The following is a 24,403-nucleotide window of genomic DNA, read 5'->3' as shown; positions in this document are numbered from 1 at the left end:
GAGTTCAGTTACTCAATTATCTTAATCGGGTTCCTTACTTTTTCGTCGTTGTTTAATTTTCAAGGTCCTTGCCGTCTGTTGTTCTCGTTGACAGCCTATATATAATACCACAGTGTCTTGCGTTTGTCAAGAACTTTTTTCAACTTTTTTAAAAAGTTTTTGTGGTAACCATGTCGGCGTCGACCTATCTTTGCGGGAGGCTGCCCTCCAACTATTTTTGGCACGCATGAGCTTAACTACCGTGTTCGGTATGGGAACGGGTGGACCCTCAGCGTAATAAACACCGACTATATGTAACGGTTGCTTGCGCTTCCGTCATTTGGTAATGTGAATTCTATCATAATTTAATACAGATGTCAAGAACTATTTTGATATTTTTTTCAAGTTGTTTTTTCTGTAAATTTGATGTTACTTTTGTTACTAAAATGCAACACCCTTATATATTGTATACTTTGGTTGTACAAGCAGTCGTGGCACATAATATATTGATGTGCACAGGTTTGCTATATATAATAGGTATAAATATATAAGGGTATAAAAATATTTTTTATTATCTGTAAATTATGACAAAAGCATACGGTCGTTATCGAGATTTTCGCCAACGGAAATCTTGAATTTTTCGAGAAGATCGGGAACGGTAAGTCCTGAACGCTCCTCATTTGCGACATCGTAAACGACTCTGCCCTTATCCATCATAATTGTGCGATTGCCAAGATCAAGTGCCGACTGCATATTGTGAGTAATCATCAAGCAAGTGATTTTGTTTTCGGCAACAATTTGGTTTGTGAGAGTGAGCACCTTTTCAGCCGTGCCCGGGTCGAGAGCCGCCGTGTGTTCATCAAGAAGCAAAATCTTTGGCGGATTGATGGTTGCCATCATAAGAGTGAGTGCCTGACGCTGACCGCCCGAAAGAAGTCCGACAGGTGAGTTCATTCTATCTTCAAGCCCCATACCCAAAAGAGCGAGTTTTTCCCTAAACAGCTTTTTATCCTTTTTTGAAATTGTGCTGAGCCAACCGCCGTGACCTGCTGCAAGAGCGAGATTTTCCTCGATGCTCATACCCGGCGCACTACCCTTCATCGGGTCTTGGAAAAGTCTGCCGATAAAACGAGCACGCTTGTGTTCGGGCATAGCGGTGATATCGTTGCCCTCAAGCAAAATTCTGCCAGCATCGGTGAGATATGTTCCTGCAATAGCGTTGAACAATGTTGATTTGCCTGCACCGTTAGCACCGATAATTGTGATAAAATCGCCCTGATTTACTTCAAGGGAAAGATTGTTAAGTGCAACCTTTTCATCGGGTGTGCCCTTGAAAAACACCATTTTTACATCTGACAATGTGAGCATTATTGCACCTTCTTTCCTACACGAACTTTTGCTTTTCTGATATATTCAGGAAGCTTTGTTTTGAGATACGGCCCTGCAATTGCGATGATTACGATAATCGAGGATACGAATTTGAGCATAAACGGAGGCATATGGAGTCCGATTGCGATTTGATATACCAAACGGAACACAATTGCACCAAGAACAGCTCCGATTGCACGAAGCGGAATTTTGCCTCGTCTGACAAACACTCCGCCGATAAGAAGTGAAGCGAGAGCAACGGTTACCATACCCGTGCCGATGTTGATTTCTGCCTGCTTTTGAGCCTGTGCGAGCAAGCAACCCGAAAGTGCGGTGAATGAGTTTGCAATGCAAAGTCCGATAATCGTGGTGACAATCGGATTGATTGATGACGACTTGACCATATCAGGATTGTTGCCTGTTGCACGGATGGAAAGTCCGAGCTTTGTCTTGAGGAAAAGTGACAGGAAAAGCACAACGAAAAATACTGCCAAAAATGCAATGATAAGTGTTTGCTTGCCCTCAAGTGCTGTGCCCTCAAGTTTTGCCTTAAGAAGCGAGAACACGGTCTCGCTGCTGTTGAGATTGAGCAATGACGACTTTTTCATAACCGCAATATTGATTGAGTACAACCCCGTGTTAACAACGATACCTGCAAGCAAGCTGTCTATACCAAGAACGGTTTGCAAAATTGCTGTGATAAATCCCGAAGCAACTCCGGCAAGCATTGCAAGCGGAATTGACAAAAGCGGGTGTCCGTTGAGCGCAACGATTGCGCCGACTGCCGCACCGAATGTGAAGCAACCGTCTGTTGAAAGGTCGCAGACATTGAGCATTGTGTAACTGAGGAACAATGCAAGCACCGTAAGTGAACTGATTAAACCAAGTTCCAAAACGGTTTGCATTTGTCCGGCATCGAATATTGAAGCTAAAGTTGACATTGTTTTCACCATTGTCTTTCATAAATTTCACAGGCGAACACAGTTCGCCCCTACGATATGCATTAAAATTTACATATCGAGAATTATGGGCACCCTGCGATTTGCAAGGTGCCAAAAATTTGTTTAATTAACTATTATCAGAAGCTTTCTGCTGTTGTGATTTCCTTAATTTCTGTGCAGAACGGATTTGACTTTGTCTTTACTTCATCAAGTTTGTAGCCAAGTGTTGAGCAAATTTCTGTGTTGATTGTTGCTGTGCCGTTGTCGAAGAATTTTACAGGATATGTTGCAGGGTCTTTGCCGTTTACAAGAATATCGGAAACCATATCTGCTGTTTGCTGACCGAGAGCAATATAGTCAACACCGTAGCCGAGGAATGCACCGTTGAGTGCGAATGAATCGGCGCCTGTGAAGTGAGGGATGCCTGCCTTTGCAAGGTCTTCGTAGATTGAAAGCTCTGCTGTCATAATTGTGTTGTCGGTCGGAGTGAACACTGCATCGCACTTGTCGTTGATGATTGTTGAAACAGCCTGCTGAACTTCTGTTACATTTGTGCCTGTGTATTCCTTGTATGAAACGCCCTTCTTTTCAAGATATTTCTTTGCGTTTTCGATAGGTGTCTTTGATGAATCCTGACCCATATCATAAAGAAGTGCAATGTTGTTTGCCTTTTCGTTGTTCGCAAAAATCAAATCCATAATTGCGTCTGTGTTGAGGTAATCGGATGTGCCGGTTACATTTGCACCCGGAGCATTATCGTCTGCTACCAAACCTGCACCGACAGGGTCTGAAACTGCTGCGAACACAACAGGGATTTTGTTGTCCTCGGTTGCAGCCTGCATTGCAACTGCAACAGGTGTGGCAACACCTACCATAAGGTCAACGCCTGTTGAAATATAGTTTGAAATGATTTGGTTCATAACCGAAGCGTCTGCGTTGCAGTTTTCTACGGTTACATCAAAAGTTACATTTTTTTCTTCACCGAGTGAAGTGAGTTGTGACTGAATGCTCTCAACGATTTGATTGAGCGAAGCGTCGTCTACATAGTTGCAAATGCCTACCTTGTAAGTGGTCTTTGCGCCTGATTCTGTTTTGTCGTCTGTTGCCTTTTTGCTGCAAGCTGCAAAAGCGAAGATGATTGAAATTGCTGTGATTACTGCGATGATTTTCTTAAACTTTTTCATAATAATTTCCTTTCGATGTTAAATGTTAAAAAATGTAATAGATGGATGTTAAATAATATGTAAAAAGTTTACTGTCGCCATCGTTCTTTCAAAATAAACATTGCCGCAAATCTCCTTTTGATAAATAAAAAAACTCTCGTCCTGACATTTCTGTCGGGACAAGAGTGATAATCTGACTCCTGCGGTGCCACCCGTCTTGACACATATACTGTGCCCACTTTGCACGTACTGTCATACGCAGACTGTTGTTAACGAAGTGCCTGCTCCGTCTTGCCTACTGAAATTTCGGCTTGCCCTCAAAAGCCCATTCGGTTCTTCCCTTACCTATCGCCATTCCACCATCGGCGACTCTCTGAAAAGCGGTAAAAAACTTACTTACTCTTTCTCATCGGTTTACTTAACATTAGCACAACAAAACTCATTTGTCAACAATTTTTTGAAATATTTTTCCGCTATTCAAGTTTGCCGGCGGTGTTGAACGGATAATACCTAAACATAACTTTGCCGATGAACTTGTCACGAGATACAAAATTTGTTGTTGTCCAATATCGTGAATCAACAGAATTGTCACGGTTGTCGCCCATTACAAAATAGCTGTCCTCCGGCACAACAAATGTTCCGTTATAACTGTCTTTGTTTTCGGGTGCAACAAAGTCGTCACGCAGTTTCATTGTTTTGCCGTCTGTGCCTGTGACATAAACCGTGCCGTCAACAATTTCCACCGTTTCGCCCGGAAGTCCGATGATACGCTTGACGAAAAGTTCTTTTTCGTTATCGGGATATTTGAATATTGCAATGTCAAATCTTTCAGGGTCGTTGAACTTGTATTCAAGTCGGCTTGCGATAACACGGTCGCCTTTTTGGATTGTTTCAAGCATTGAGCCTGTCGGAATTACGGCATTTGCGAATATGCAATATTTGAGTATCATTGCAACAACAAGCGCAATAACGATAGGTGCGATAAATTCGAGGAACTCACGCAGTTTGGATTTCGGGGTTTCTTCCTCCTCAACCTCGGTTTCAGCTGATGTTTTTACTTTTTTGCTCATAATTATCTTTCCTTAGCAATTTTAAAAATCATAGATTCAAACGGCTTCATAGTAAGCTCCATCTTTGAGTTATAGCTATAAGTTTCGTCTGTTTCCGCAAGAGATTTGCAATAAACATTAAATCTTCTTGCGCCTTGAAGGCTCTCCGGTGCACCCATAAGTTTGTTGAAAGTAAGGGTGAGCGAAGTTTCTTCATCGGTCGGGTTGCGAAGTGCGATTACGCCCTCGTCACCGTCCCAAGAAATGTAGCCGTAGATATTATTTTCAACAGGGTCACCACCGATGAACTGTGCATTTTGGAGAATGTGGTAGTTTGCCTTTTGCCAATTCATAGCAGCCGAAAGACTGCGCCACTTGCTGTCATTCATCATATTGACCGAAAGATGAAGTTCGTTGAGAGCCTGACCTCTGACGGTGCACCAATAAATATATCTTTCAAACTCCTCATCGGTATAACTTACCTTTGCGGTGTTGCCGTAAATCGGCTCGTGATTATAAAGATTTTTAAGCGGAATTTGAAGTGCACGCTTGCAAAGGCAGTCAAAATATCTGCCGTCACGATAGGTAATTTCCTTGTCAACCTGTGCCTGATTTTCAAGATTTTTGGCAAATCCGATGTCACCGCTGTTTTGCACCCAAAGGGAATTAACCCACTGAAGCCACCACGGTGAAACATTGACATAGCAAGTCATATTTATCCAAAGATTTGGATTTGCAAAGCGGAGCTTGTTGTAAAGTTGAATCCACTTTTGCCACATATCGGTTACAAAATACATATCTTCGTAACCGCCTATTGCGTGGTCGTGCTTTGGATTTTTGCAAGCTTTCAAACAGAAACCGTCAAGTTTCCAATAATCAATATCAAACTCGTTTGTGGTTTCAACAAGAAAATCGCCGAGTTTTTCAACATATTTTGATGAAGCAACGCAAATTTCGTGTGATTCTTTGTTAAGATAGCCGTTGCCGGCACGCTGATAACGCTTTGCGATTTTATCCGGACGGGTGTATCCGCCACGAGGGCCGAGCCACAAGCCGAACTTTGAACCCATCTCATTGCAAAGAGCGGTTACCTTTGTGAGTTTGTTAGGGAATTTCTTGTTGAATGACCAGAAATCCGCTTTAACATTCGGCCAGCCGTCATCAACAACATAAGCCGCAAGCTCGGGAGCACCGTACGCCTGAAGTTGTTTGTGAACTTCGGCAAACGAAGTCATAATGTTCTGCTCGGTGATGTCTTTCATATAATCATACCAGCTGTTATACTGAAAACGAAGTGTAGTAGGAACGCTGATTGATTCGATATATTCATAAAAAGCCTTGCGAACCGACGGCAAAGTGTTGTCCGAGCCACCGCCCATAACGGTTACAGGGCAAACGAAACCCTTGCCGAGTGTGTGACCGACAAAATATCTGACGGACGCACTGCCGTGAATAATTCTGTTTTCCGTTGCAGGAAATTCGCAACCAAAGAACAAGCTGTCAATATAAATCGGCTGTCCGAGCATTGACCAAAATGCAGGGATTTCTCCACCCTCAACAACAGAAACATCAAAATGTGTCTTTGAATTGATGATTCCGACATTTTCAAGCTCGATAAAATCAACAACTCTGTCATCGGTTTGGTCGATGAAAATCTGCTTGCAAACGGTGTTGCCGTCCTTATGCACCCAATATTTGAGAGTGACCTGAAGCCCATCGGTTTCGGCAAATCTGAAAACAAGCTTGTCGTCCTCATAATCGCTGTATTCAACAGGCAAACCCTTTGACGAATACTCTCCGCCGTCAACAAAATGAACAACAAATTCGTTGCCGTTGCCGTCAGGAACAAAGCTCATTCCCGAATAAGTATTCTTGATTTGAGAAGCATAAAACTTTCCGTCTGTTATTTTAAACTCTCTTTTGAGTCGGTTACTTGATAATTTAAACATACCTATCCCCTTATATATGTTTATAATATAAATTAATTAAAATCAAAGTTCTTCCTTGATTTCCTCAAGAGCCTTTGCAAGCTGGTCAGGACAGGAAGTGCCCTTAAAATTGCAATCAATTCCCTTTAGGTCGCCGATAACCTCATCAATTTTTCTGCCCTTAACAAGCGAAGCAATGCCCTTGAGATTACCGTTACATCCGCCGACAAAGCTGACCGAATTGATGGTTTGGTCGTTTTCGTTTACATCTATAGTAATCTGTCGTGAGCATACGCCCGACGGAATAAATACTTTTTCCATTTAGTACATCTCCTTTTTTATCCAATCATAATTATTATACATTCTCATTCATAATAATTCAATAACAATTCCGCACTTTATTATGAATAATATATAAATTATTTATTCTAAAAACACTTCCCAAACGCCAAAAATGCCTTAGGTTCAATACCCACGGCATTTTTAAAACCCCACCGTCAACACTTCGTGTTGCCACCGTCTCACCTACCGGTTCGGTCGGTGCTTCTGCATTGAAATGCAGAGGTCTCCACCGGAGACCCGCACCCCTTGCGTCAATGGGAGGCATAATTCGGTTGATTATATTTGGGCGTGTTTCAGGAGCTTTATCGACAGTCAAAACGGCTCTCAAAAAGAGAGCCGTTTGGTAATTATTTATAATTTTTAATAAGCTCCTTGTAAAAATCAACCGCAAGGTGAATTTTGTCAACACTGATGTTCTCATTTTCGCTGTGAACAGATGCGTACTGCTGTGAGTCAATGTCAATCGGTGCAAATCTGATTACCGCATCGGAAAGGTCGCAAAATCTTCTTGCATCTGTTCCGGCAGGAAGAATGAACGGAGCTGCCGCTGCGTAGTCAAACACCTTTTCAACAGTTTTCTTTATGTATTTATAACCTTTGCTGTCAAGTGAAGCCGGTCTGTAATACTCATTGTCCGTTTCGCTGAGAGTAACTTCAACTTCGTACTTCTTGGCAATTTCTTTCATTGTGTCAACATCTTTGGCAAAGTCGCCGTCGTTGATGCAACGGAGGAATGCCTCGCCTCTGCAAGTGCCGTCCGGATCTGATGAAAGATTCTTAAAGGTACAACCTGTGCCGAGCATTTCGCCTGCTGCGTCATTGAGTTTTGGCATAAGTTTTACCAAAAGACCCGAAAACACATTAAGGTTTGAGAAAATAGTTTTCATCGGGAACGACATATGCGGAGCCAATGACTCAAACATTCCTCTCACTTCGGGATGAAGTCTTTTAATGAACGGCTTTTTCTCGTCCATTTCTGCCATAAACGACACCATTCTCATAGTAGGAGTTTGGTGATTGCCTGCAAGTCCTGCGTGTCCCGAAGCATTTTTTGCAACAAGGTGTGCCGTGCATCTGCCCTTTTCGTGAACAGCCATCATTGCGCACTTCTTGTCGATTCCTGCCATCGGAGGGTCAATAACCGCACCGCCTTCGTCGCTTATCCAATCAAACTTCAAATTGTTTTCTTTGAAATATTCAAGAGCAAGAACCGCACCGTCGCCGCCGATTTCCTCATTATGAGATGAAAAAACATAAACATTCACAGGAAACTCGAAACCCTCGCTCAAAAGCTCCTCGATTGCCGAAAACTCTGCAAACAACGGAGTTTTTGTGTCAACAGTGCCTCTGCCCCAAAGTTTGCCGTCCTTGATTACGCCGTCAAACGGAGGTTCTTGCCAATCACCTGTTGCATCAACAACATCGTGGTGCGACATAACCATAACATTTCTGCTTTCGTCTTTGCCCTTGATTTTGTAAAGATAAGCGTCATCACCGAAAACAGTAAGCTCGGCTTTTTCTGTCATCAACGGGAAAAGCTTTGCAATAACTTCACGAAGCTTGAAAAACTCTTTTCCCTCAAACTCATCTTTTTTTGATACAGTCTTGCACCTAATCATTTCTGCAAGACGTTCTGCGTAATATAAATCTCTCTTTTCAGTAGTTTGTGTCAAAATTATTCTCCTTTATTGTCGCTCTTTCCCTCGATTGTGGAAAGAACTTCTTTTTCCTTATAGAACAACAATACGATAATTGCAAGAATACAGAACACGCTGCCAACTACTGCTGTGAGTTTCAAGCCGAATGCACCGACATTTTCGCCCTTCGCCGCACCTGCAACGATGAGTGAAGGTACAATCATAATAGCAAGTGAGTTGCCCATCTTTACGATAAAGCTTCTTGCCGCACCAAAGATACCCTCTTGGTTGATGCCTGTTGTTACGGTATCGTACTGAATAATGTCTGCCATCATAGCATTTGGAAGCACGTTGAGAACCGCAAACGGGAATGATACAAACAATGCAAAAATGCAAGCCAAAACAAGTTTATTTTCTCCCGGAATCTTGTCGCTGAAGCAAATTACGATTTCTGCAATAGAGAATACGATGCAACCCAAGATAACAGGAAGCTTCTTGCCTTTTTTCTTTGCAAACTTGTTTACAAACGGATACATAAGCAACGAGCCTGCGATGGAGATTGCCAAAATCAATACGGAATCTGTTTCCTTAAGACCCATAAGAACTGTTACATAATACATAATGCACGCCTGGAAGAATGCCATACCTGTGTTTTCCAAAAGCTGACCGACTGTAACCAATCTGAAGTGCTTGTTTGAAAATGCGTGCTTCAATGATTCGCCCAATGAAACATTAGGAATTGTTGACTGAACATAATCCTTTTCCTTGATTGTGTAGGCAGGAATCAAAAGCAAAATGATACCGGTTATTGTATAAATTGCAAATGTTCCTCTCCAAGCAGAAACTGTTTCCAAGCCGAGTTTCTTCATTCCGTCAACGATAAGCGGAGTAACATAACCGAGTGCACTACCTGTTACGAAGAAGAATGAACTGTATGTATAAGCATTTACTCTGAGCGGACCGTCCTGAATCATCTCAGGAACGAGTGCGTTGAGCGGAATCATATAAAGAGTGAAGAAGAAATAGTATCCCCACATAAATGCTGCAATCCATGCTGCGTTGAAACCGCTGATTTGATTAATCGGCACAAAGAAAATAAGCATTGCGCATAAGCCGAACGGAATGGCTGCTTTTTTCATAAGCGGAATTCTTCTGCCGTTTTTGTTTGTGCTCTTATCCGATTTTGTTGCAATCAACGGGTCAGTAACAGCGTCAATGATGTGTCCGACAGCTTTTATCAAACCGATTACAGTGAGAACGCCGAGAACGATTCTTCCCTGAGGGATGAGGTTTGGCAAACCCGATTCCTTAGACGGCTGATAAAAATAGATGAGATAGTTGTTGAGCATTGTTGTAAAAAGACCAACAGCAAACTGTGGAAGACACAATCTTATAATCAAAGCTGTGTTAATTTTCTTCATTGTTATTCTCCTATTATTCTATTTATTTTTCCTTAATATATCTCAATGCACAAATATCATCGCCCTTTGCAATGCACTTTGGCAACTCAAGTCTTGCGTCAAAACACTTTCCGATTCCGTGGTCGCCGCACATAGCGATGTCGCAAAGTCTTGCGATTTCTTCATCAGAACAGCCTGCCTTCTGCCAAGCCTTTACAAGTGGGCAATAGTGGAAGTCAAGATACAAAGTGTCATCTGTGTTTTCAACCAAATCCATTTCAAACACCCATCTTGCAGCCTGAGTGAACAAAGTTTTCTTCAAGCCCTTGAGGCTCTTTGTTCCGCCCTGCTTAACAAGGTCAGAACCCTGTGACATACCACATCTTGTGACAGCTGCAGAAGCGAAATCTTCAGGATCAAGTCCTCTCTTTTCTGCTTCGTCGGTCAAAAGGTAGAGCCAAAAAGCACGGTGCTCCAACTGTTCTCTTACTTTAACAATAACCTTGTTTTTGATTTTTGCTTCATTTACAATCTTTGACATAATTTTCCCTCTCCAAATTACATAAAGTATTTCTATATTTTTGCCAAGATAAGCCCAAAGGCACGAAAAAAACAGTATAGTAGCACTTATCATACACTATTTGAACAAAAAAAGCCACAATAAAATTAAAAAATTATTCATATTTTCTATTTTTTTATACATTTTATTTGGTATGTCTAATGTTTTAATATTTATATAAACAATATATACATTTTAATAATCTTATCCAACAAGATTTGTCGTACTTGAAAAAACACGCAAAAAATCATCTGTTCTTCCTGCTTGACTTGATGATAAAAAACAGTTACAATTATGTCGAGGACTGATAAAAAACCGTACAAAAGGGGGAAAAGTATGGGATTTTTAGAAGATGCTTTAGAGGACAGCCCTATCGTAGCCGCAGTTAAAGACGAAGCAGGGCTCGAAGAATGTTTGAACAGCCCGTCACGTGTTGTGTTCGTGTTGTTTGGAGATTTGAATTCCGTTCCCGGAATTGTTACAAAGCTGAAAGCAGCAGGCAAAACCGTGTTTGTTCACGCCGATTTGGTTGAGGGATTGTCCGCACGAGAAGCAGCCGTGGATTATTTGGTTCAAACAGCACAGCCTGACGGAATAATATCCACTCGTTTGCCGCTTTTGCGTTTTGCAAAAGCAAAGGGATTGTGCACAATTTTGCGATTTTTCTTGATTGACTCTATCGCTATGGAAAACATCACATCTATGAAAAATGAACGCTGCGTTGATATGATTGAGGTTATGCCGGGTCTGATGCCGAAAATCGTCAGACGGGTAATTGCGTCCTGTGGCAAGCCGATTATCGCAGGCGGACTTGTGACAGAAAAATCTGACGTTGTAAATGCCCTTGAGGCAGGTGCAATAGCAGTTTCATCCACTAATATCGGTGTTTGGGGTATGTGAAAAACTTAACAATAAATATGTGAAAAATATAACAATAAAGTGTTAAAAAATTAACAAAAAAATAATTTGTAGTTTATTATCTTTTTATATTGACAGCACCAAAACTTTGTGCTATATTGATGGTACAACAAGTGCATAACAACCGAGAGATTTGAGCAACGGTAAAAAATGGAGAGGTTTACTCCGTCTTTTTCCGTTGCTTTTTTGTTTTGTTGATATGCAAAATTAAGGGGGAAAACAAAATGTATGATGTAGCGATTATCGGCGGCGGTATTGCCGGATGTGCTTGTGCTTACCGTTTGTCACGCTGTAATCTGCGAGTGGTTATGTTAGAAAAAGAGAACGACATCTGTATGGGCGCCACTCGTGCAAACAGTGCAATTATGCACGCAGGATACGACCCACTTCCGGGCACGCTTATGGCAAAGCTCAATGTTGAGGGCAACGCTATGAGCAGAGAGATTTGCAAAAAGCTCAATGTATCTTGGAAAGACACGGGTTCATTGGTTTTGGCTTTGTGCGATGAGGATATGGACACATTGCAAAAACTTTTGGAGCGTGGCGTAAAAAACGGTGTTCCGGGTTTGGAAATTTGGGATGCAGAAAAAGTTCGTGAAAAAGAGCCGAACGTAACAGAAGATACAAAAGGTGCTTTGTGGGCACCGACAGCAGCAATCGTAAATCCTTGGGAATTCGGTTTGGCTATGGCAGAAGTTGCAGTGCAAAACGGCTGTGAACTTCGTCGTCGCTTCACTGTTTCAAGCATTTCAAAGACAGATAGCGGTTACGCTTTGTCAAACGGTGAAGACACAGTTGAGGCTCGTTATGTCATCAATGCCGCAGGCGTTTATTCAGACAAGATTAACAATTTGGTTGCAAAGCCGTCATTCACAGTTGAACCGACTGTCGGCGAATACTATTTGCTCGACAAGTGCGAGGGCACAAGAGTTTCAACAGTTATCTTCCAATGTCCGGGCAAAGAGGGCAAGGGCGTATTGGTTTCACCTACCGTTCACGGCAACTTGATTGTCGGACCAAACGCTGTTGTTCGTCAAGACCCTGAGGACACCTCTGACACACCTGAGGGACTTGCAGAGGTTAAAGCAAAGTCTGTTCGTATTGTTCCGGGAGTTGATTTCCGCCAGAACATCCGCAACTTTGCAGGTATGCGTGCAAACTCAACAGTTGACGATTTCATCATCGAATTTGCAGAAGAAAACTTCCTCAATGTAGCAGGTATTCGTTCACCGGGCTTGACCTCGGCACCTGCTATTGCACAATATGTTGCAGAACTTCTCGGTGAGGCAGGACTTGACCTCACAGAAAAAGAAGATTACATAGACTCTCGCAGAAAAGTTCATTTCAACAAAATGACGCCTGATGAGAAAAAGGCTTTGATTGCAGAAAATCCGGCATACGGTCGAGTTATCTGCCGTTGCGAAACTGTAACAGAGGGCGAAATTTTGGACGCTATTCATTCACCGATTACACCGATTTCGGTTGACGGCGTTAAGCGACGCACAGGCGCAGGAATGGGACGCTGTCAAGGCGGTTTCTGCGGACCTCGTGTATTGGATTTGCTTGCTCGTGAGCTTGATGTTTCACCGCTTACAATTTTGCAAGATAAGGACGGCAGCGAAATTCTCACTGCCCGCACAAAAGAGGAGGTGCGTGCATAATGTATGATTTGATAGTTATCGGCGGCGGCCCTGCGGGTTTGGCAGCGGCTTATGCAGCTTGGAATAAAGGCTTGAAAAACATCGCTATTTTGGAGCGTGACAAGGAACTTGGCGGTATTCTTAATCAGTGCATACACAACGGCTTCGGTTTGCATTACTTTAAGGAGCAGTTGACAGGTCCCGAATACGCATCTCGTTTTGCAGAAATGGTTGCAGACACAGGCGTTGAAGTTTTCTTGGACACAATGGTGCTTCAGGTAACTCCTGAAAAGCAGGTTCACGCCGTAAGCAAAAAAGAGGGCTACCGTGTATTGGAAGCAAAGAGCATCGTGCTTGCAATGGGATGCAGAGAGCGTACCCGTGGCGCAATCTCTATTCCGGGCACTCGTCCTGCAGGTGTTCTTACAGCAGGTGCCGCTCAAAGATATGTTAACATTGAAGGCTATATGGTCGGCAAAAAGGTTGTTATCCTCGGTTCGGGCGACATCGGATTGATTATGGCTCGCCGTATGACTCTTGAGGGTGCAAAGGTTCTTGCTTGCGTTGAAGTTATGCCTTATTCGGGCGGTTTGCAGCGTAATATCGTTCAATGCCTTGAGGACTTCAACATCCCTCTTTATCTTTCACACACAATCACCGACATTCGTGGCAAGTCAAGAGTTGAGCAGGTTGTTGTTTCCGAAGTCGACGAACAGCGCCGCCCTATTCCGGGTACAGAGATGACCTTCGATTGCGACACGGTTTTGTTGTCGGTCGGTCTTATCCCTGAAAACGAGCTTACTCGTGACGCAGGAATTGAAATGGATTTCCGCACCAACGGTGCATTGGTATACGAAAACAGGGAAACATCCGCTCCGGGCATTTTTGCATGTGGCAATGCACTTCATGTACACGACCTTGTTGACTTTGTTACAGCAGAAAGTATGGCTGCCGGTGAAGCTGCTGCCGATTATGTTCAAAACGGCGAACTTGACCGCAACCACACCATCAAAGTTGAAACAAACGCAAACATCGGCTATACAGTTCCTCAGAGATTCAGAGCAGACAGCGACGGAGTTGAATTCTACTTCCGTGTTCGCCGTGTGTTCAAAGAAAGCAAAATCCAAGTTATGTGCGGCGACAATGTGATTGCCTCATTCAAGAGAGAGCATATGGCTCCGGGCGAAATGGAAAACATCAAAATTCCAAAAGCGTTGTTGGACAGAATTGACGGCGACAGCATTACAATTTCAGCAGAGGAGGCTCAAGCATGACAGATTTAATTTGCATTATGTGCCCAAAGGGTTGCCATTTGAAAGTTGACGAAAAGCACGACTACGCAGTTACGGGCAACCACTGCCCAAGAGGTGCCGAATACGGTCACAACGAATTGAAAAACCCAACAAGAGTTATCACTTCAACAGTCAAATTGGACAGCCAAAACGCTTGCCGTTTGCCTGTCAAGACCGATGGCGAAATCCCAAAATATATGATGGAAGAAGCTATGCACTTGCTCGACAAGGTGGAGGTGAAAGCACCTGTAAAGGTCGGAGATGTTGTGATTAGCAATGTTTTCCGCACAGGAGTTAACTTTGTTGCAACAAAAACAGTTGCAGAATAATCCGACGCATCAATAAAAATAAAAACACCGAGATTCGCAAATTGTGAATCTCGGTGTTTTGCACTTCCCTATAAGCAAGAAAGATGCAATTAATATAATCAATCTTTTTCATTAAACAAGATGTTCAGATGAAAACGCTTTTCGTTTTCGTCATAAAACCATTCGTATTTTCCGCCGTTTTTCTTTGCATAGCGTTCAATACTCTTTGTGCCCAAGCCGTGATTTTTGCCGTCTGTCTTTGAGGTAATCAGCGTACTTTCATTGTGTTTTGGCGAAACATCGCAACTGTTTTCGACCGACAGCAAATCCATATTGCCAATGCGTTTCAGCGACAAATCAACAATCTTTTCATTGCTTTTTTCCGCACTTTCAACCGCATTGTCAAGAATGTTGCAAATGAGGATTGACAGTTCCGAATCGTCAATGTAATCAAGCGAAACGGTTTTGACATCAAAATTGAACTTTATCCCCCTGCTTTGGCAAGTTACAATATATTTGTTGAGCAACAAATCGAGCATTTTATTGCTTGAAATGTTGATGTGGTTTTTGTTTTCAAGCTGTGGATACAACTTTGAAACATAATTTTTGACATCATCAAGGCTGTCCATATTTTCAATAGCCATATAGTGATGCTTCGTGTCGTGAAACACCATTTGCATTTCTTTGTTTTGATGTTCCAGCACCTGCATATATGAGTCGTTCAGTTCCACAAACTGTTGCTCTTTTTCAAGTTCTTTCAGCTTTTTGTCCTGTTCGTTGAGCATGCTGTAATAAATGAATATAACCACGCTCATCAAAGAACTGACAACTATAATCACCAAAAATATATCTATCTCTTTTGCGTCAAAATTGTATTCCGTTGCAAGATAATAGAAATACATAATCAAGCACATTGTAATCACAGGATAAATAAACAGCGGAACAATCTTTTTGTTTTGCTGAAAATCTCGGTGCTTGACTATAAGAACAAACAACTGAACCAAAATCAGATTGAGCATCTTAATTCCGAGGACAATAATAATCGAGCTGTTTTCGGGATTTTTATCGCCTGCCACAAGGAACGAACCTATTGTTCTGTTGAGCGAAAAAACAGTTTCGGAAAGCCACATAATTATCGTCAGATAAAATGTATAGATGATTTGCTTGCCCGTTTTTTCTTTGTATCCTATCACCATTGTCAAAAAGAACACCAAAAACGACAGCACCGCATTGAGCCACGCATTTTGAAATATGAAATACACCGCAAATTCTGCCACGCACAACGGAAAAGTGCACAGAAGAATTTTTGAATACTTCATTTTCTTTTTCATAATGCTGTTGCAAAACGAAACGGTTATCAGATATTCAAAAAGATATCCAATGCCAACATTCAAATAATTCATCACTTGCCCTCCGCAAAACGAATGAACGCCCTGTAAAAATCAGCCTGCTTGTTCCGTGCAACGGGAATGTTGAATTTGTCATCAAGAACAATCGAATCCCGTTCATAGGATGTGACATAATTCATATTGATTAAGTAGCTTTTGTGCGGAGAAATAAAAATGTTCGGGTTAAGATTTTCTTTCCAAAAACTAATATGATTTGCCGAATGATATTCCTTTTGAGTTGTCACAACCTTGGAATGTCTTTTTTCAATTTCAACATAAATTATGTCTTGGCTGACAACTTTTTCAAGGGTCGCTTTGTCTTTTAGGTAAAAATTGATGGCTGAATTATCAATTCGCTTTATGCTCTCACGCAAGCCACGGTAAAACCTTTGAGAATCAATAGGCTTTTCAAAAAATCGAACCGCATTCAAATTGAGTGTGTCATCAAGATATTTTCTGTGAGCGGTGACATACATCAAAATGATATGAGGATTAGCCTGTCGCAAAGCTTCGCCGAGCTTGATTCCATTTTCGCCCTGCATCTCAACATCAAGTATTGCAATATCAAATTTCAAATTCGCACGCAAAGTTTCCTCTGCCGAAAAGAAAATATGCTTTTCAAATTCAATTCCGCTCTCGGCAGAAAAGGCATCAATATTTTTAACTATGTCATCAACGCAAGCCTTTTCGTCATCACAAATCACAACTCTCATTTTGTCACCGCCTTGTTATACTAACAACATAATACCATACTTTCATATAAAATACAAAATAATAGTAAAAAAGAAAGCCTCGATAAACGAAGCTTTCTCAAAACTTATCTGATATAAAATTGTACATTTACAGGTGGAGAACTCTGTCCTTGATTTCCTGTGTTCTGCCCTGATTCCAGAACTGAGTGCCGATGTAACCGCAAGTTCTTCTTGCAACATTCATCTTGTCCTGATCCTCGTTGCCACAGTTTGGACATCTCCAAATAAGTTTGCCGTGTTCATCTTCAACAATTTTGATTTCGCCGTCATAGCCACAGCACTGACAATAGTCGCTCTTTGTGTTGAGTTCGGCATACATAATGTTGTCGTAGATAAACTTCATAACCTGAATAACTGCCGGAATATTGTCCTGCATATTAGGAACTTCAACATAAGAAATTGCACCGCCCGGTGAAAGAGCCTGAAACTCACTCTCAAACTTGAGTTTTGTGAATGCGTCAATCTTTTCTGTAACGTGTACATGATAAGAATTTGTGATATAGTTCTTATCTGTAACGCCCTTGATTATGCCGAATCTCTTTTGAAGGCATTTTGCAAATTTATAGGTTGTTGATTCAAGCGGAGTGCCGTAAATCGAGAAGTCGATATTTGTCTGTTCCTTCCACTCTGCACAAGCATCGTTCATATGACGCATAACCTGCAATGCAAATTCCTTGCCGCCGTTTTCATCGGTGTGCGACTTGCCTGTCATATACTTTGTACATTCATAAAGACCTGCATAACCGAGAGAAATTGTTGAATATCCATCATAAAGAAGTCTGTCGATAGGCTCGCCCTTGTCGAGTCGTGCAAGTGCGCCGTGTTGCCACAAAATAGGAGCAGCGTCGGAAAGTGTGCCCTTGAGTCTGTTGTGACGGCACATAAGTGCACGATAGCAAAGTTCAAGACGCTCGTCAAAAACTTCCCAAAACTTGTTCATATCACCGCCCGATGTGCAAGCAACATCAACAAGGTTGATTGTAACAACACCCTGATTAAATCTGCCGTAATACTTCTTTTTGCCCTCAACATAATTCTTTGCTCTTGCAATATTGCCAACCCCTGCTTCCGTAAATCTGTCAGGAGTGAGGAACGAACGGCAACCCATAGGAGTGTAAACATCACCCTTGAGGTTGAGCATAACTTTTTCGCTTACATAGTCAGGCACCATACGCTTTGCCGTGCACTTTGCCGCAAGCTCGGTAAGATAGAAGAACGGTGTGTTTTCGTTGATATTATCATTTTCCAAAACATAGATAAGCTTAGGGAACGCAGGAGTAATCCAAACGCCTTTTTCATTCTTAACACCCTTAATTCTCTGGCGGAGTGTTTCCTCAATAATAAGTGCAAGGTCTTTCTTTTCCTGCTCGTTCTTTGCTTCGTTAAGATACATAAACACGGTTACAAACGGAGCTTGACCGTTGGTTGTAAGAAGTGTTACAACCTGATACTGAATGGTCTGAACGCCTCTTGAAACCTCGTCACGCAAACGCTTTTCGGTAATCTTAACAATCTTTTCCTCTGTAAGTTCACCGCCGAAATCCTTTGCTTCTTCGATAACCTGTGCACGGATTTTTTCTCTGCTTATCTGCACAAACGGTGCAAGGTGTGCAAGAGAAATTGACTGACCGCCATACTGTGATGAAGCAACCTGCGCAATAATCTGTGTTGCGATATTGCAAGCCGTTGAGAAGCTGTGCGGTTTTTCAATCATTGTATCTGAAATAACCGTGCCGTTTTGGAGCATATCCTCCAAGTTGACAAGGTCGCAGTTGTGCATATGCTGTGCAAAATAGTCTGCATCGTGGAAGTGGATGAGTCCGTTTTCGTGAGCCTCAACAATGTCCTCAGGAAGCAAAATTCTCTTTGTAATATCCTTTGAAACCTCGCCTGCCATATAATCACGCTGAACCGAGTTGACAGTTGGGTTTTTGTTTGAATTTTCCTGCTTAACCTCTTCGTTATTACATTCGATAAGGGAGAGAATTTGATTGTCGGTTGTGTTTGCCTTACGCACGAGAGAACGGGTGTAGCGATACTTAACATAACGCTTTGCAACCTCGAACGCACCTTGCGCCATAATTTGATCCTCTACGATATCCTGAATTTCCTCTACCGACAAAGCACGGTTAGCCTTGCCGATTTTAAACTCAACGAATTCTGCAATGTCGTTGATTTGACCTTGAGTAAGTTCTTTTCTTTCACAGGCAGCATTCGCCTTTGATACTGCGATAACGATTTTGTTAAGGTCAAACTTGGCTTCCGAGCCGTTTCTCTTAATAATATTCATTATTCTTTCCCCTTTCAAATAACTTAAACCGAGTGTTACAAAGCTGTAACCTTTGATGTGTGACCTTTATCATAATAACAAAATACTGTGGATATGTCAATAGAATTCGGGCAAAAAATACAATATATTGTGCTCGCAATCCAAATTGTAATAAAATTATACGAAATGTTGTTTTGCACATTTTCGCAAACACGCAGTATATCGCACAAAGCGTCAAACAGTCCGACAAGCAAATATTACAATTTGTAAACAGCGTTAAATATTTGTCAGTGTTGCAATAAAATGCTTAGCACTTGAAAAAAGTTATAAATTGTTTTAATATATAAAAGAGGTATCTATATGAAAAATTTTAAAAATATGAAGATTGCCACAAGGATATCGCTGGCAACTCTTGCAAGCATTGCAACATCGGTGATTATGATAATTGCCGTTATACTCGTCTTTCGCTCGCTGCTTCCCGATATTTACGGAATATCAAGAGTTGATTCAAACCATTATTCAACAATCAATCAGCTTCAATGGGCACAAACTATCAACAGCATAAACAAAGAGCTTGCCGACAACGACACAGATGAAAAAATAAAAAAAGACCTCAAAGGCATCACAAAATCAATCTCGGAGCTTGGCTCGGAAATTTACATCACAAAAAACGGAGAAAAATATTTTGCCAATGTTGAAAAGGCAGAGATTGATGCCCACGCAAAAGCAATTATGGATATTGACGACAAGCGAAATATGTACTATTTCGGCAAAGACGGACTTATAATAAAATCCCATCTTAAAACCGATGCGGGAAAGTTCTCCATCAAAGTAGTTAATCCCAACTTTTCCGTTGAAGACGCTTCGCAAGGAAGTTCACTCAAAGATTTCAAAGCTATTTTTACAGGCAGAACAGGCTTTATGGTGCTCATGGCTTTTGTTATCATAATCGTATCAAACCTGATTATGTCGCTTATAACATCACAAACAATCACCGTACCTATCAAAAAGCTGTCTGACGGTGCAAACGAAATTGCAGGCGGCGATCTCGATTATCACATCGAATACGACTCAACCAACGAAATCGGCACAACCGTTAAATCAATCAACGATATGACCGACAAACTGAAAGAGTCTATCGAAATGCAAACCGAGATGGCTGACTCACGAAAAGAAATGACTGCCGGAATTGCACACGATTTAAGAACCCCGCTGACATCAATCAAGGGTTATGTTGAGGGACTTCGTGACGGAATTGCAAACACTCCCGAAAAGCAGGAAAAATATCTGCAAACGATATACTCCTCTGCGCTTGATATGGAAAAATTGCTTGACGAACTTTTGACCCTTTCAAAGCTTGAATCGGGTTCAACACAGCTTGAAACAATCAAAATAGACATAAATGATTACATCATCGAATACCTTGTGGAAAAGCATCGCAAGGTTGACACAAGCCGTATTAATCTCACATATGCAGGACCAAACATCAAACAAAAAGCATATGTTATGCTCGACCCAAACAGATTTTCAAGAGTGCTCAACAACATCATTTCAAACTCGTTGAAATATTCATCAAGTGCAAGAAAACTTGTTGTCAGCATCAGCCTTGAAATCTACGATAAGTCGGTTATCATCGCTGTATCCGACAACGGTATCGGAATTACAGACGAAAATTTAAAGCATATATTTGAAACATTTTATCGTGCCGACCAAGCAAGAACAAGGGTACGTGACGGCTCAGGTTTGGGACTTGCGGTATGCAAAGAAATCGTTGAACTTCACAACGGTCACATTTGGGCTACAAGCAAAGAAGGCAGCGGAACAACCATTATGATTTCGCTCAACAGGGAGGCTTAACGGCAAGCCTATGACAAACAAACGGAGGAAAACCAATGAATAAAAAAATACTTATCATAGAGGACGATGAAAACATCACCTGCCTTGAAAGAGATTATCTTGAGGCACACGGATTTGAAGTGCTATGTGCAGATGACGGCTTAAAAGGACTTGAAATAGCACAGAATTCCAATGTTGCACTTGTGCTTTTGGATGTTATGCTTCCGTCACTCAACGGACTTGAGGTTTGCAAAAAAATCAGAGAATTCAGCAACATACCGATTCTTCTTGTCAGTGCAAAAAAAGATGAATTCGACAAAATCAACGGACTCGGATTCGGTGCAGACGATTATATCGTAAAGCCGTTCAGCCCGTCGGAACTTGTTGCAAGGGTTATCGCCCACCTCAACAGATACGAAAGGCTGACAAACACCGACCTGAAAGACTCGTCCGTCATTAAAATTGACAATCTGAAAATCGACAAAAAATCTCGCAGAATTTTCTTTGAGGACACCGAAATCACTTTTACAAACAAGGAATTCGACCTCCTCGCAACTTTGGCAGAAAATCCCGACACGGTCTTCACCAAAGAGGAACTTCTCAGCAAGATTTGGAACTACGATTCTATGGGTGACACATCGACCGTCACCGTACACATAAACAGAGTAAGAGAAAAGCTCTTTGCGGTTGACAACAATATGGAACTCATCAACACAGTTTGGGGTAAGGGCTACCGCTTCAACAAGTAAGACAAAAAACGAAAAAACGCAAAAAATGCTGTAAGTTCAATACTTACAGCATTTTTAAAACCCCACCGTCAACACTTCGTGTTGCCACCTTTACTGCGTAGACGCCCCCTTTTGTCTGCGTTGCAGACATTTCCCCCGATTAACGGGGGAATCACCTTACATTTAAGCGGAGGCATTATTCGGTTGATAATATTTAGCGTGTTTCAGAACCTTTCTCAACAGTCTTTGACTTCTTCAACCTCGCTGTTTTTCTTGCTGTGGATATAACTCTTAAATGAGTTAATTGCAATAATAATGGCAAGCACGATAAGAAGAACCGCAACAACAAGCTGAATTACACTTGCAAAAACATCTGTGCCTGCGGCAAGAGATTTAACAAGACCGATTACACGCTGAACAAGGGCGGTGAATGTTACGCAAAGCATAATAATCATCGGAGGGAACAGCATCTTGTTGCTTCTGCCTGTTACCTTGAGGAATACGCAAAGTGTGATGAGAACAAGCGCACTCAAAAGTTGGTTTGCCGAACCGAAAAGCGGCCAAATTGTTTGGTAGCCGATTTTTGTGAGAACAAAGCCGCAAAGAAGTGTGACGATTGTTGAAAAATATGTATTGCAAACAACCTTTCTCCAAGGCTTTGCGTGTTCCATATCGTCAACGCTGAAGAATTCCTGAAAACACATTCTGCCGATACGTGCAACGGCATCAAGTGTTGTAAGAGCAAGAGCAGACACGCACATTGTCATAAATACTGTTGATAAGTGAACCGAAAGACCCATCTTTTCAAAGAAACCTGCAACGCCCGATGAGAAGATTTGGAAAGGAGTACCCTCGGCAGGAATACCGTTTTTAGCGGCAGCGCCTGCAACGCAAAGAGCAAGAACGGCAAGTACGCTTTCAAGAATCATTGCGCCGTAGCCAACCTTGAGCATATCTTTTTCATTGGCGATTGTTTTTGATGATGTGCCTGATGATACAAGTGAATGGAAGCCCGAAACCGCACCGCAGGCAACGGTTACAAACAAAATCGGGAACATTGTGCCGAGTTGTTCATTCTTAAAGCCTGTGAACACAGGAAGATTCATTGTAGGGTGACCGATTACAAGTCCCAAAGCCGCACCGACAATCATACAAACAAACATAATTGTTGTCATATAGTCACGAGGCTGTTTCATAAGCCAAATAGGAAGAATTGCGGCAAAGAAAATATAAACAAATACAACATAGCTCCATGTTGTTTTGCTGAATTCAAGCGGGAACTGCATACCTACGGCAAACGAAGCAACGATGAACACAATGCCCAAAACAGCTTCTTTCCAACCGGAGAAGTTGAACTTCTTTTGGATAAGGCCGAAGATTACGGCAAAGACCATAAACATAATCGACACCATACCGGCTGAACCGTTAACCGAAGCATTAGCCGCAAGCTTGCCTGTCACGTCATCAAACGCATTGAAAGTACCCGATACCATATCCGCAAATACCGCAATAATCAAGAGGGAAAAGAGCCAGCAGAAAAGCAAGAAAAGTTTTCTGCCCGTTTTACCGATGTACTTTTCAATAAGCATACCCATGGATTTGCCTTGATTTTTAACCGAAGCATAAAGTGCACCGAAGTCGGTTACCGCACCGAAGAATACGCCGCCGATTAAAATCCAAAGGAGTACGGGAAGCCAACCGAACACAGCCGCCTGAATAGCGCCGGTTACAGGGCCTGCACCCGCAATTGAAGAAAATTGGTGAGAAAATACTGTCCAACCGTTTGTCGGAACATAATCCTTACCGTCATTATATTTTACGGCAGGGGTTTCGGCTTTAGGGTCAATGCCCCATTTTTTTGCAAGATGTCTGCCGTAAAAGACATAACCTGCGCCGAGAACAACAACAGCAATCAAAACAATTACAAGCGTGTTCATAATTTACATCTTCTTTCTCTTTTTTTACAGTTCAAAAGCAACTTGCATTAGATAACAAAAACAAAAACCTCCGCCAAAGCGAAAATCGTTTCCGATTTTCCGCAAAGGCGAAGGCATAAAATTTGGTGCTTTCGTGTTACCACTTTGCTTGCCGACAGATGCCGACCGCTCAATCACCGTCAATAAAATTAACAGTGTCTCATATAACGGTGAGTCCCGTTTTCAACTACTCGCAATCTTTCACTGAAACTGCTTGCAGGTGAGGGCAAAGCGTGCCTGTTACTGTCTTGCACAACCGACAGCTTTCTGTAAACGGTGCTACGCAAAGTCATATCCTGTTCATTGCATTTGTCTGTTTAATTTATGGTTTTATGTTAATACCAAAAAATCAATTTGTCAAATGTTTCGGCACAATTTTGTAAGTATGAACAAATTGCGATTTATTCAAAAGTCGCTATTTGTCTATTTTTTAACCGCTGTTCCCTCTTGACCACGGAACACAACAAACTTGTCGTACAAAAATTCCGTAATCATATTGCACGCCATTGTGCAACCGAGGACAATATAATTAATCGCAGTTACATCAGCAAACTTTTCCGTAAAATGATTGCCCAAAATTGTGCTCACGGGTGTAAATACGCAGTAAAACGCAAGAACCTTGAGCATTGCAATAGGCACATTGTTTGCCGATTTAAAGGTGAATTTTCGGTTAAAGGTAAAGTTCCAAATAACCGACATCAAAAGTGCAATGAGATACATCGGACCGTACTCATTTTGCATAATTTTTGCAAAAGTGGCATTTGACGCCATCAAATTCTGCATAAACGGCAACTTGATAATTACCTCGCTCATAAGAGTGAAAGCCGCAACCTGAATAATACCGGCAGAAGCGGAGAACAGCGCAAATTTTATGAACTGCCAAAAACCGCCGTTGCCTTTTTCTTTCTTTTCGCTCATATAATCGATCCT

20 protein-coding genes and 1 rRNA gene are annotated in these 24,403 nt (G+C 41.8%); 6 read left to right on the top strand and 15 right to left on the bottom strand.

Annotation, left to right across the window (positions count from 1 at the left end; all coding sequences use genetic code 11):
• Positions 1 to 171: 171 nt before the first annotated feature.
• The 10 genes from rrf to Q0E03_RS08950 all read right to left on the bottom strand — a co-directional run bounded on the left by rrf (position 172) and on the right by Q0E03_RS08950 (position 10,348).
• A 5S ribosomal RNA gene (gene rrf, locus Q0E03_RS08995) occupies positions 172 to 288 on the bottom strand.
• 273 nt (positions 289 to 561) lie between these two features.
• The gene (locus Q0E03_RS08990) at positions 562 to 1,347 is read right to left on the bottom strand and encodes an ABC transporter ATP-binding protein (RefSeq protein WP_294837263.1); all 786 of its coding nucleotides are present in this window, start codon (positions 1,345 to 1,347) and stop codon (positions 562 to 564) included.
• On the bottom strand, positions 1,347 to 2,288 hold the full coding sequence (locus tag Q0E03_RS08985) for an ABC transporter permease (RefSeq protein ID WP_297131911.1): 942 nt from the start codon (positions 2,286 to 2,288) through the stop codon (positions 1,347 to 1,349). The genes Q0E03_RS08990 and Q0E03_RS08985 overlap by 1 nt, the downstream gene beginning before the upstream one ends.
• A gap of 137 nt (positions 2,289 to 2,425) precedes the next feature.
• Positions 2,426 to 3,472: an ABC transporter substrate-binding protein gene (locus Q0E03_RS08980; RefSeq protein ID WP_297131908.1), complete on the bottom strand. Its 1,047-nt coding sequence runs from the start codon at positions 3,470 to 3,472 to the stop codon at positions 2,426 to 2,428.
• 452 nt (positions 3,473 to 3,924) lie between these two features.
• Positions 3,925 to 4,521 carry a signal peptidase I gene (lepB, locus tag Q0E03_RS08975; protein WP_297131905.1) on the bottom strand — a complete coding sequence of 199 codons (597 nt, stop codon included), beginning with the start codon at positions 4,519 to 4,521 and terminating at the stop codon, positions 3,925 to 3,927.
• Between the two features lie 2 nt (positions 4,522 to 4,523).
• Positions 4,524 to 6,449: a hypothetical protein gene (locus Q0E03_RS08970; protein ID WP_297131903.1), complete on the bottom strand. Its 1,926-nt coding sequence runs from the start codon at positions 6,447 to 6,449 to the stop codon at positions 4,524 to 4,526.
• A gap of 42 nt (positions 6,450 to 6,491) precedes the next feature.
• Positions 6,492 to 6,749 (bottom strand): TIGR03905 family TSCPD domain-containing protein, encoded by a 258-nt coding sequence (locus tag Q0E03_RS08965; protein ID WP_078767657.1) that lies wholly within the window; start codon positions 6,747 to 6,749, stop codon positions 6,492 to 6,494.
• A gap of 368 nt (positions 6,750 to 7,117) precedes the next feature.
• A complete protein-coding gene (locus Q0E03_RS08960; protein WP_297131898.1) occupies positions 7,118 to 8,443 on the bottom strand; it encodes a M20/M25/M40 family metallo-hydrolase in 1,326 nt (441 codons plus the stop codon).
• Positions 8,444 to 8,445: 2 nt separating this feature from the next.
• Positions 8,446 to 9,828, bottom strand: coding sequence for an MFS transporter (locus tag Q0E03_RS08955; RefSeq protein ID WP_297131895.1), 1,383 nt, complete (start codon positions 9,826 to 9,828; stop codon positions 8,446 to 8,448).
• 22 nt (positions 9,829 to 9,850) lie between these two features.
• Positions 9,851 to 10,348 (bottom strand): L-2-amino-thiazoline-4-carboxylic acid hydrolase, encoded by a 498-nt coding sequence (locus tag Q0E03_RS08950; RefSeq protein WP_297131892.1) that lies wholly within the window; start codon positions 10,346 to 10,348, stop codon positions 9,851 to 9,853.
• 354 nt (positions 10,349 to 10,702) lie between these two features.
• On the opposite strand from Q0E03_RS08950, the gene Q0E03_RS08945 reads away from it, so the two are divergent.
• The 4 genes from Q0E03_RS08945 to Q0E03_RS08930 all read left to right on the top strand — a co-directional run bounded on the left by Q0E03_RS08945 (position 10,703) and on the right by Q0E03_RS08930 (position 14,545).
• Positions 10,703 to 11,266 (top strand): glycerol-3-phosphate responsive antiterminator, encoded by a 564-nt coding sequence (locus tag Q0E03_RS08945; protein ID WP_297131889.1) that lies wholly within the window; start codon positions 10,703 to 10,705, stop codon positions 11,264 to 11,266.
• 242 nt (positions 11,267 to 11,508) lie between these two features.
• Entirely contained in the window at positions 11,509 to 12,945 is a 1,437-nt protein-coding gene (locus tag Q0E03_RS08940) for an NAD(P)/FAD-dependent oxidoreductase (protein WP_297131886.1), read from the top strand.
• A complete protein-coding gene (locus Q0E03_RS08935) occupies positions 12,942 to 14,198 on the top strand; it encodes an NAD(P)/FAD-dependent oxidoreductase (RefSeq protein WP_297131916.1) in 1,257 nt (418 codons plus the stop codon). The genes Q0E03_RS08940 and Q0E03_RS08935 overlap by 4 nt, the downstream gene beginning before the upstream one ends.
• Positions 14,195 to 14,545, top strand: coding sequence for a DUF1667 domain-containing protein (locus Q0E03_RS08930; RefSeq protein WP_297131883.1), 351 nt, complete (start codon positions 14,195 to 14,197; stop codon positions 14,543 to 14,545). Before Q0E03_RS08935 ends, Q0E03_RS08930 begins: the two co-directional genes overlap by 4 nt.
• Before the next feature lie 98 nt (positions 14,546 to 14,643).
• On the opposite strand, the gene Q0E03_RS08925 is transcribed toward Q0E03_RS08930, so the two are convergent.
• The 3 genes from Q0E03_RS08925 to nrdD all read right to left on the bottom strand — a co-directional run bounded on the left by Q0E03_RS08925 (position 14,644) and on the right by nrdD (position 18,954).
• Positions 14,644 to 15,927 (bottom strand): GHKL domain-containing protein, encoded by a 1,284-nt coding sequence (locus Q0E03_RS08925; protein ID WP_297131880.1) that lies wholly within the window; start codon positions 15,925 to 15,927, stop codon positions 14,644 to 14,646.
• Positions 15,927 to 16,625 carry a LytTR family DNA-binding domain-containing protein gene (locus Q0E03_RS08920; protein WP_297131877.1) on the bottom strand — a complete coding sequence of 233 codons (699 nt, stop codon included), beginning with the start codon at positions 16,623 to 16,625 and terminating at the stop codon, positions 15,927 to 15,929. The genes Q0E03_RS08925 and Q0E03_RS08920 overlap by 1 nt, the downstream gene beginning before the upstream one ends.
• Positions 16,626 to 16,752: 127 nt before the next feature.
• Entirely contained in the window at positions 16,753 to 18,954 is a 2,202-nt protein-coding gene (gene nrdD, locus Q0E03_RS08915) for an anaerobic ribonucleoside-triphosphate reductase (RefSeq protein ID WP_297131875.1), read from the bottom strand.
• Between the two features lie 339 nt (positions 18,955 to 19,293).
• Between nrdD and Q0E03_RS08910 the strand changes: the two genes are divergently transcribed.
• Together Q0E03_RS08910 and Q0E03_RS08905 are read left to right on the top strand one after the other, a co-directional pair.
• Positions 19,294 to 20,790: a HAMP domain-containing sensor histidine kinase gene (locus Q0E03_RS08910; protein ID WP_297131872.1), complete on the top strand. Its 1,497-nt coding sequence runs from the start codon at positions 19,294 to 19,296 to the stop codon at positions 20,788 to 20,790.
• A 35-nt stretch (positions 20,791 to 20,825) separates the two neighbouring features.
• A complete protein-coding gene (locus Q0E03_RS08905; protein ID WP_297131869.1) occupies positions 20,826 to 21,518 on the top strand; it encodes a response regulator transcription factor in 693 nt (230 codons plus the stop codon).
• 215 nt (positions 21,519 to 21,733) lie between these two features.
• Here Q0E03_RS08905 and Q0E03_RS08900 read toward each other — a convergent pair whose 3' ends face one another.
• Complete coding sequence (locus Q0E03_RS08900; protein WP_297131865.1) at positions 21,734 to 23,434, bottom strand: carbon starvation protein A; 1,701 nt, start codon at positions 23,432 to 23,434, stop codon at positions 21,734 to 21,736.
• Positions 23,435 to 23,896: 462 nt separating this feature from the next.
• A complete protein-coding gene (locus tag Q0E03_RS08895; protein ID WP_297131863.1) occupies positions 23,897 to 24,391 on the bottom strand; it encodes a GtrA family protein in 495 nt (164 codons plus the stop codon).
• Positions 24,392 to 24,403 lie beyond the last annotated feature (12 nt).

It is taken from the genome of uncultured Eubacterium sp. (assembly GCF_934525195.1).
Lineage (GTDB): Bacteria > Bacillota > Clostridia > Oscillospirales > Acutalibacteraceae > Eubacterium_R.
The sequence above is the reverse complement of the archived record's forward strand: the minus strand, read 5'-3'. Positions and strand labels throughout refer to the sequence as shown.

What these genes read in the sequence shown, in the direction of transcription:
- Q0E03_RS08990 (WP_294837263.1), bottom strand. Translation starts at nt 1,347, where the DNA reads ATGCTCACATTGTCAGATGTAAAAATGGTGTTTTTCAAGGGCACACCC.
- nrdD (WP_297131875.1), bottom strand. Translation starts at nt 18,954, where the DNA reads ATGAATATTATTAAGAGAAACGGCTCGGAAGCCAAGTTTGACCTTAAC.
- Q0E03_RS08895 (WP_297131863.1), bottom strand. Translation starts at nt 24,391, where the DNA reads ATGAGCGAAAAGAAAGAAAAAGGCAACGGCGGTTTTTGGCAGTTCATA.
- Q0E03_RS08950 (WP_297131892.1), bottom strand. Translation starts at nt 10,348, where the DNA reads ATGTCAAAGATTGTAAATGAAGCAAAAATCAAAAACAAGGTTATTGTT.
- Q0E03_RS08900 (WP_297131865.1), bottom strand. Translation starts at nt 23,434, where the DNA reads ATGAACACGCTTGTAATTGTTTTGATTGCTGTTGTTGTTCTCGGCGCA.
- Q0E03_RS08985 (WP_297131911.1), bottom strand. Translation starts at nt 2,288, where the DNA reads ATGTCAACTTTAGCTTCAATATTCGATGCCGGACAAATGCAAACCGTT.
- Q0E03_RS08930 (WP_297131883.1), top strand. Translation starts at nt 14,195, where the DNA reads ATGACAGATTTAATTTGCATTATGTGCCCAAAGGGTTGCCATTTGAAA.
- Q0E03_RS08945 (WP_297131889.1), top strand. Translation starts at nt 10,703, where the DNA reads ATGGGATTTTTAGAAGATGCTTTAGAGGACAGCCCTATCGTAGCCGCA.
- Q0E03_RS08910 (WP_297131872.1), top strand. Translation starts at nt 19,294, where the DNA reads ATGAAAAATTTTAAAAATATGAAGATTGCCACAAGGATATCGCTGGCA.
- Q0E03_RS08980 (WP_297131908.1), bottom strand. Translation starts at nt 3,472, where the DNA reads ATGAAAAAGTTTAAGAAAATCATCGCAGTAATCACAGCAATTTCAATC.
- Q0E03_RS08955 (WP_297131895.1), bottom strand. Translation starts at nt 9,828, where the DNA reads ATGAAGAAAATTAACACAGCTTTGATTATAAGATTGTGTCTTCCACAG.
- Q0E03_RS08905 (WP_297131869.1), top strand. Translation starts at nt 20,826, where the DNA reads ATGAATAAAAAAATACTTATCATAGAGGACGATGAAAACATCACCTGC.
- Q0E03_RS08925 (WP_297131880.1), bottom strand. Translation starts at nt 15,927, where the DNA reads ATGAATTATTTGAATGTTGGCATTGGATATCTTTTTGAATATCTGATA.
- Q0E03_RS08965 (WP_078767657.1), bottom strand. Translation starts at nt 6,749, where the DNA reads ATGGAAAAAGTATTTATTCCGTCGGGCGTATGCTCACGACAGATTACT.
- Q0E03_RS08970 (WP_297131903.1), bottom strand. Translation starts at nt 6,449, where the DNA reads ATGTTTAAATTATCAAGTAACCGACTCAAAAGAGAGTTTAAAATAACA.
- lepB (WP_297131905.1), bottom strand. Translation starts at nt 4,521, where the DNA reads ATGAGCAAAAAAGTAAAAACATCAGCTGAAACCGAGGTTGAGGAGGAA.
- Q0E03_RS08920 (WP_297131877.1), bottom strand. Translation starts at nt 16,625, where the DNA reads ATGAGAGTTGTGATTTGTGATGACGAAAAGGCTTGCGTTGATGACATA.
- Q0E03_RS08940 (WP_297131886.1), top strand. Translation starts at nt 11,509, where the DNA reads ATGTATGATGTAGCGATTATCGGCGGCGGTATTGCCGGATGTGCTTGT.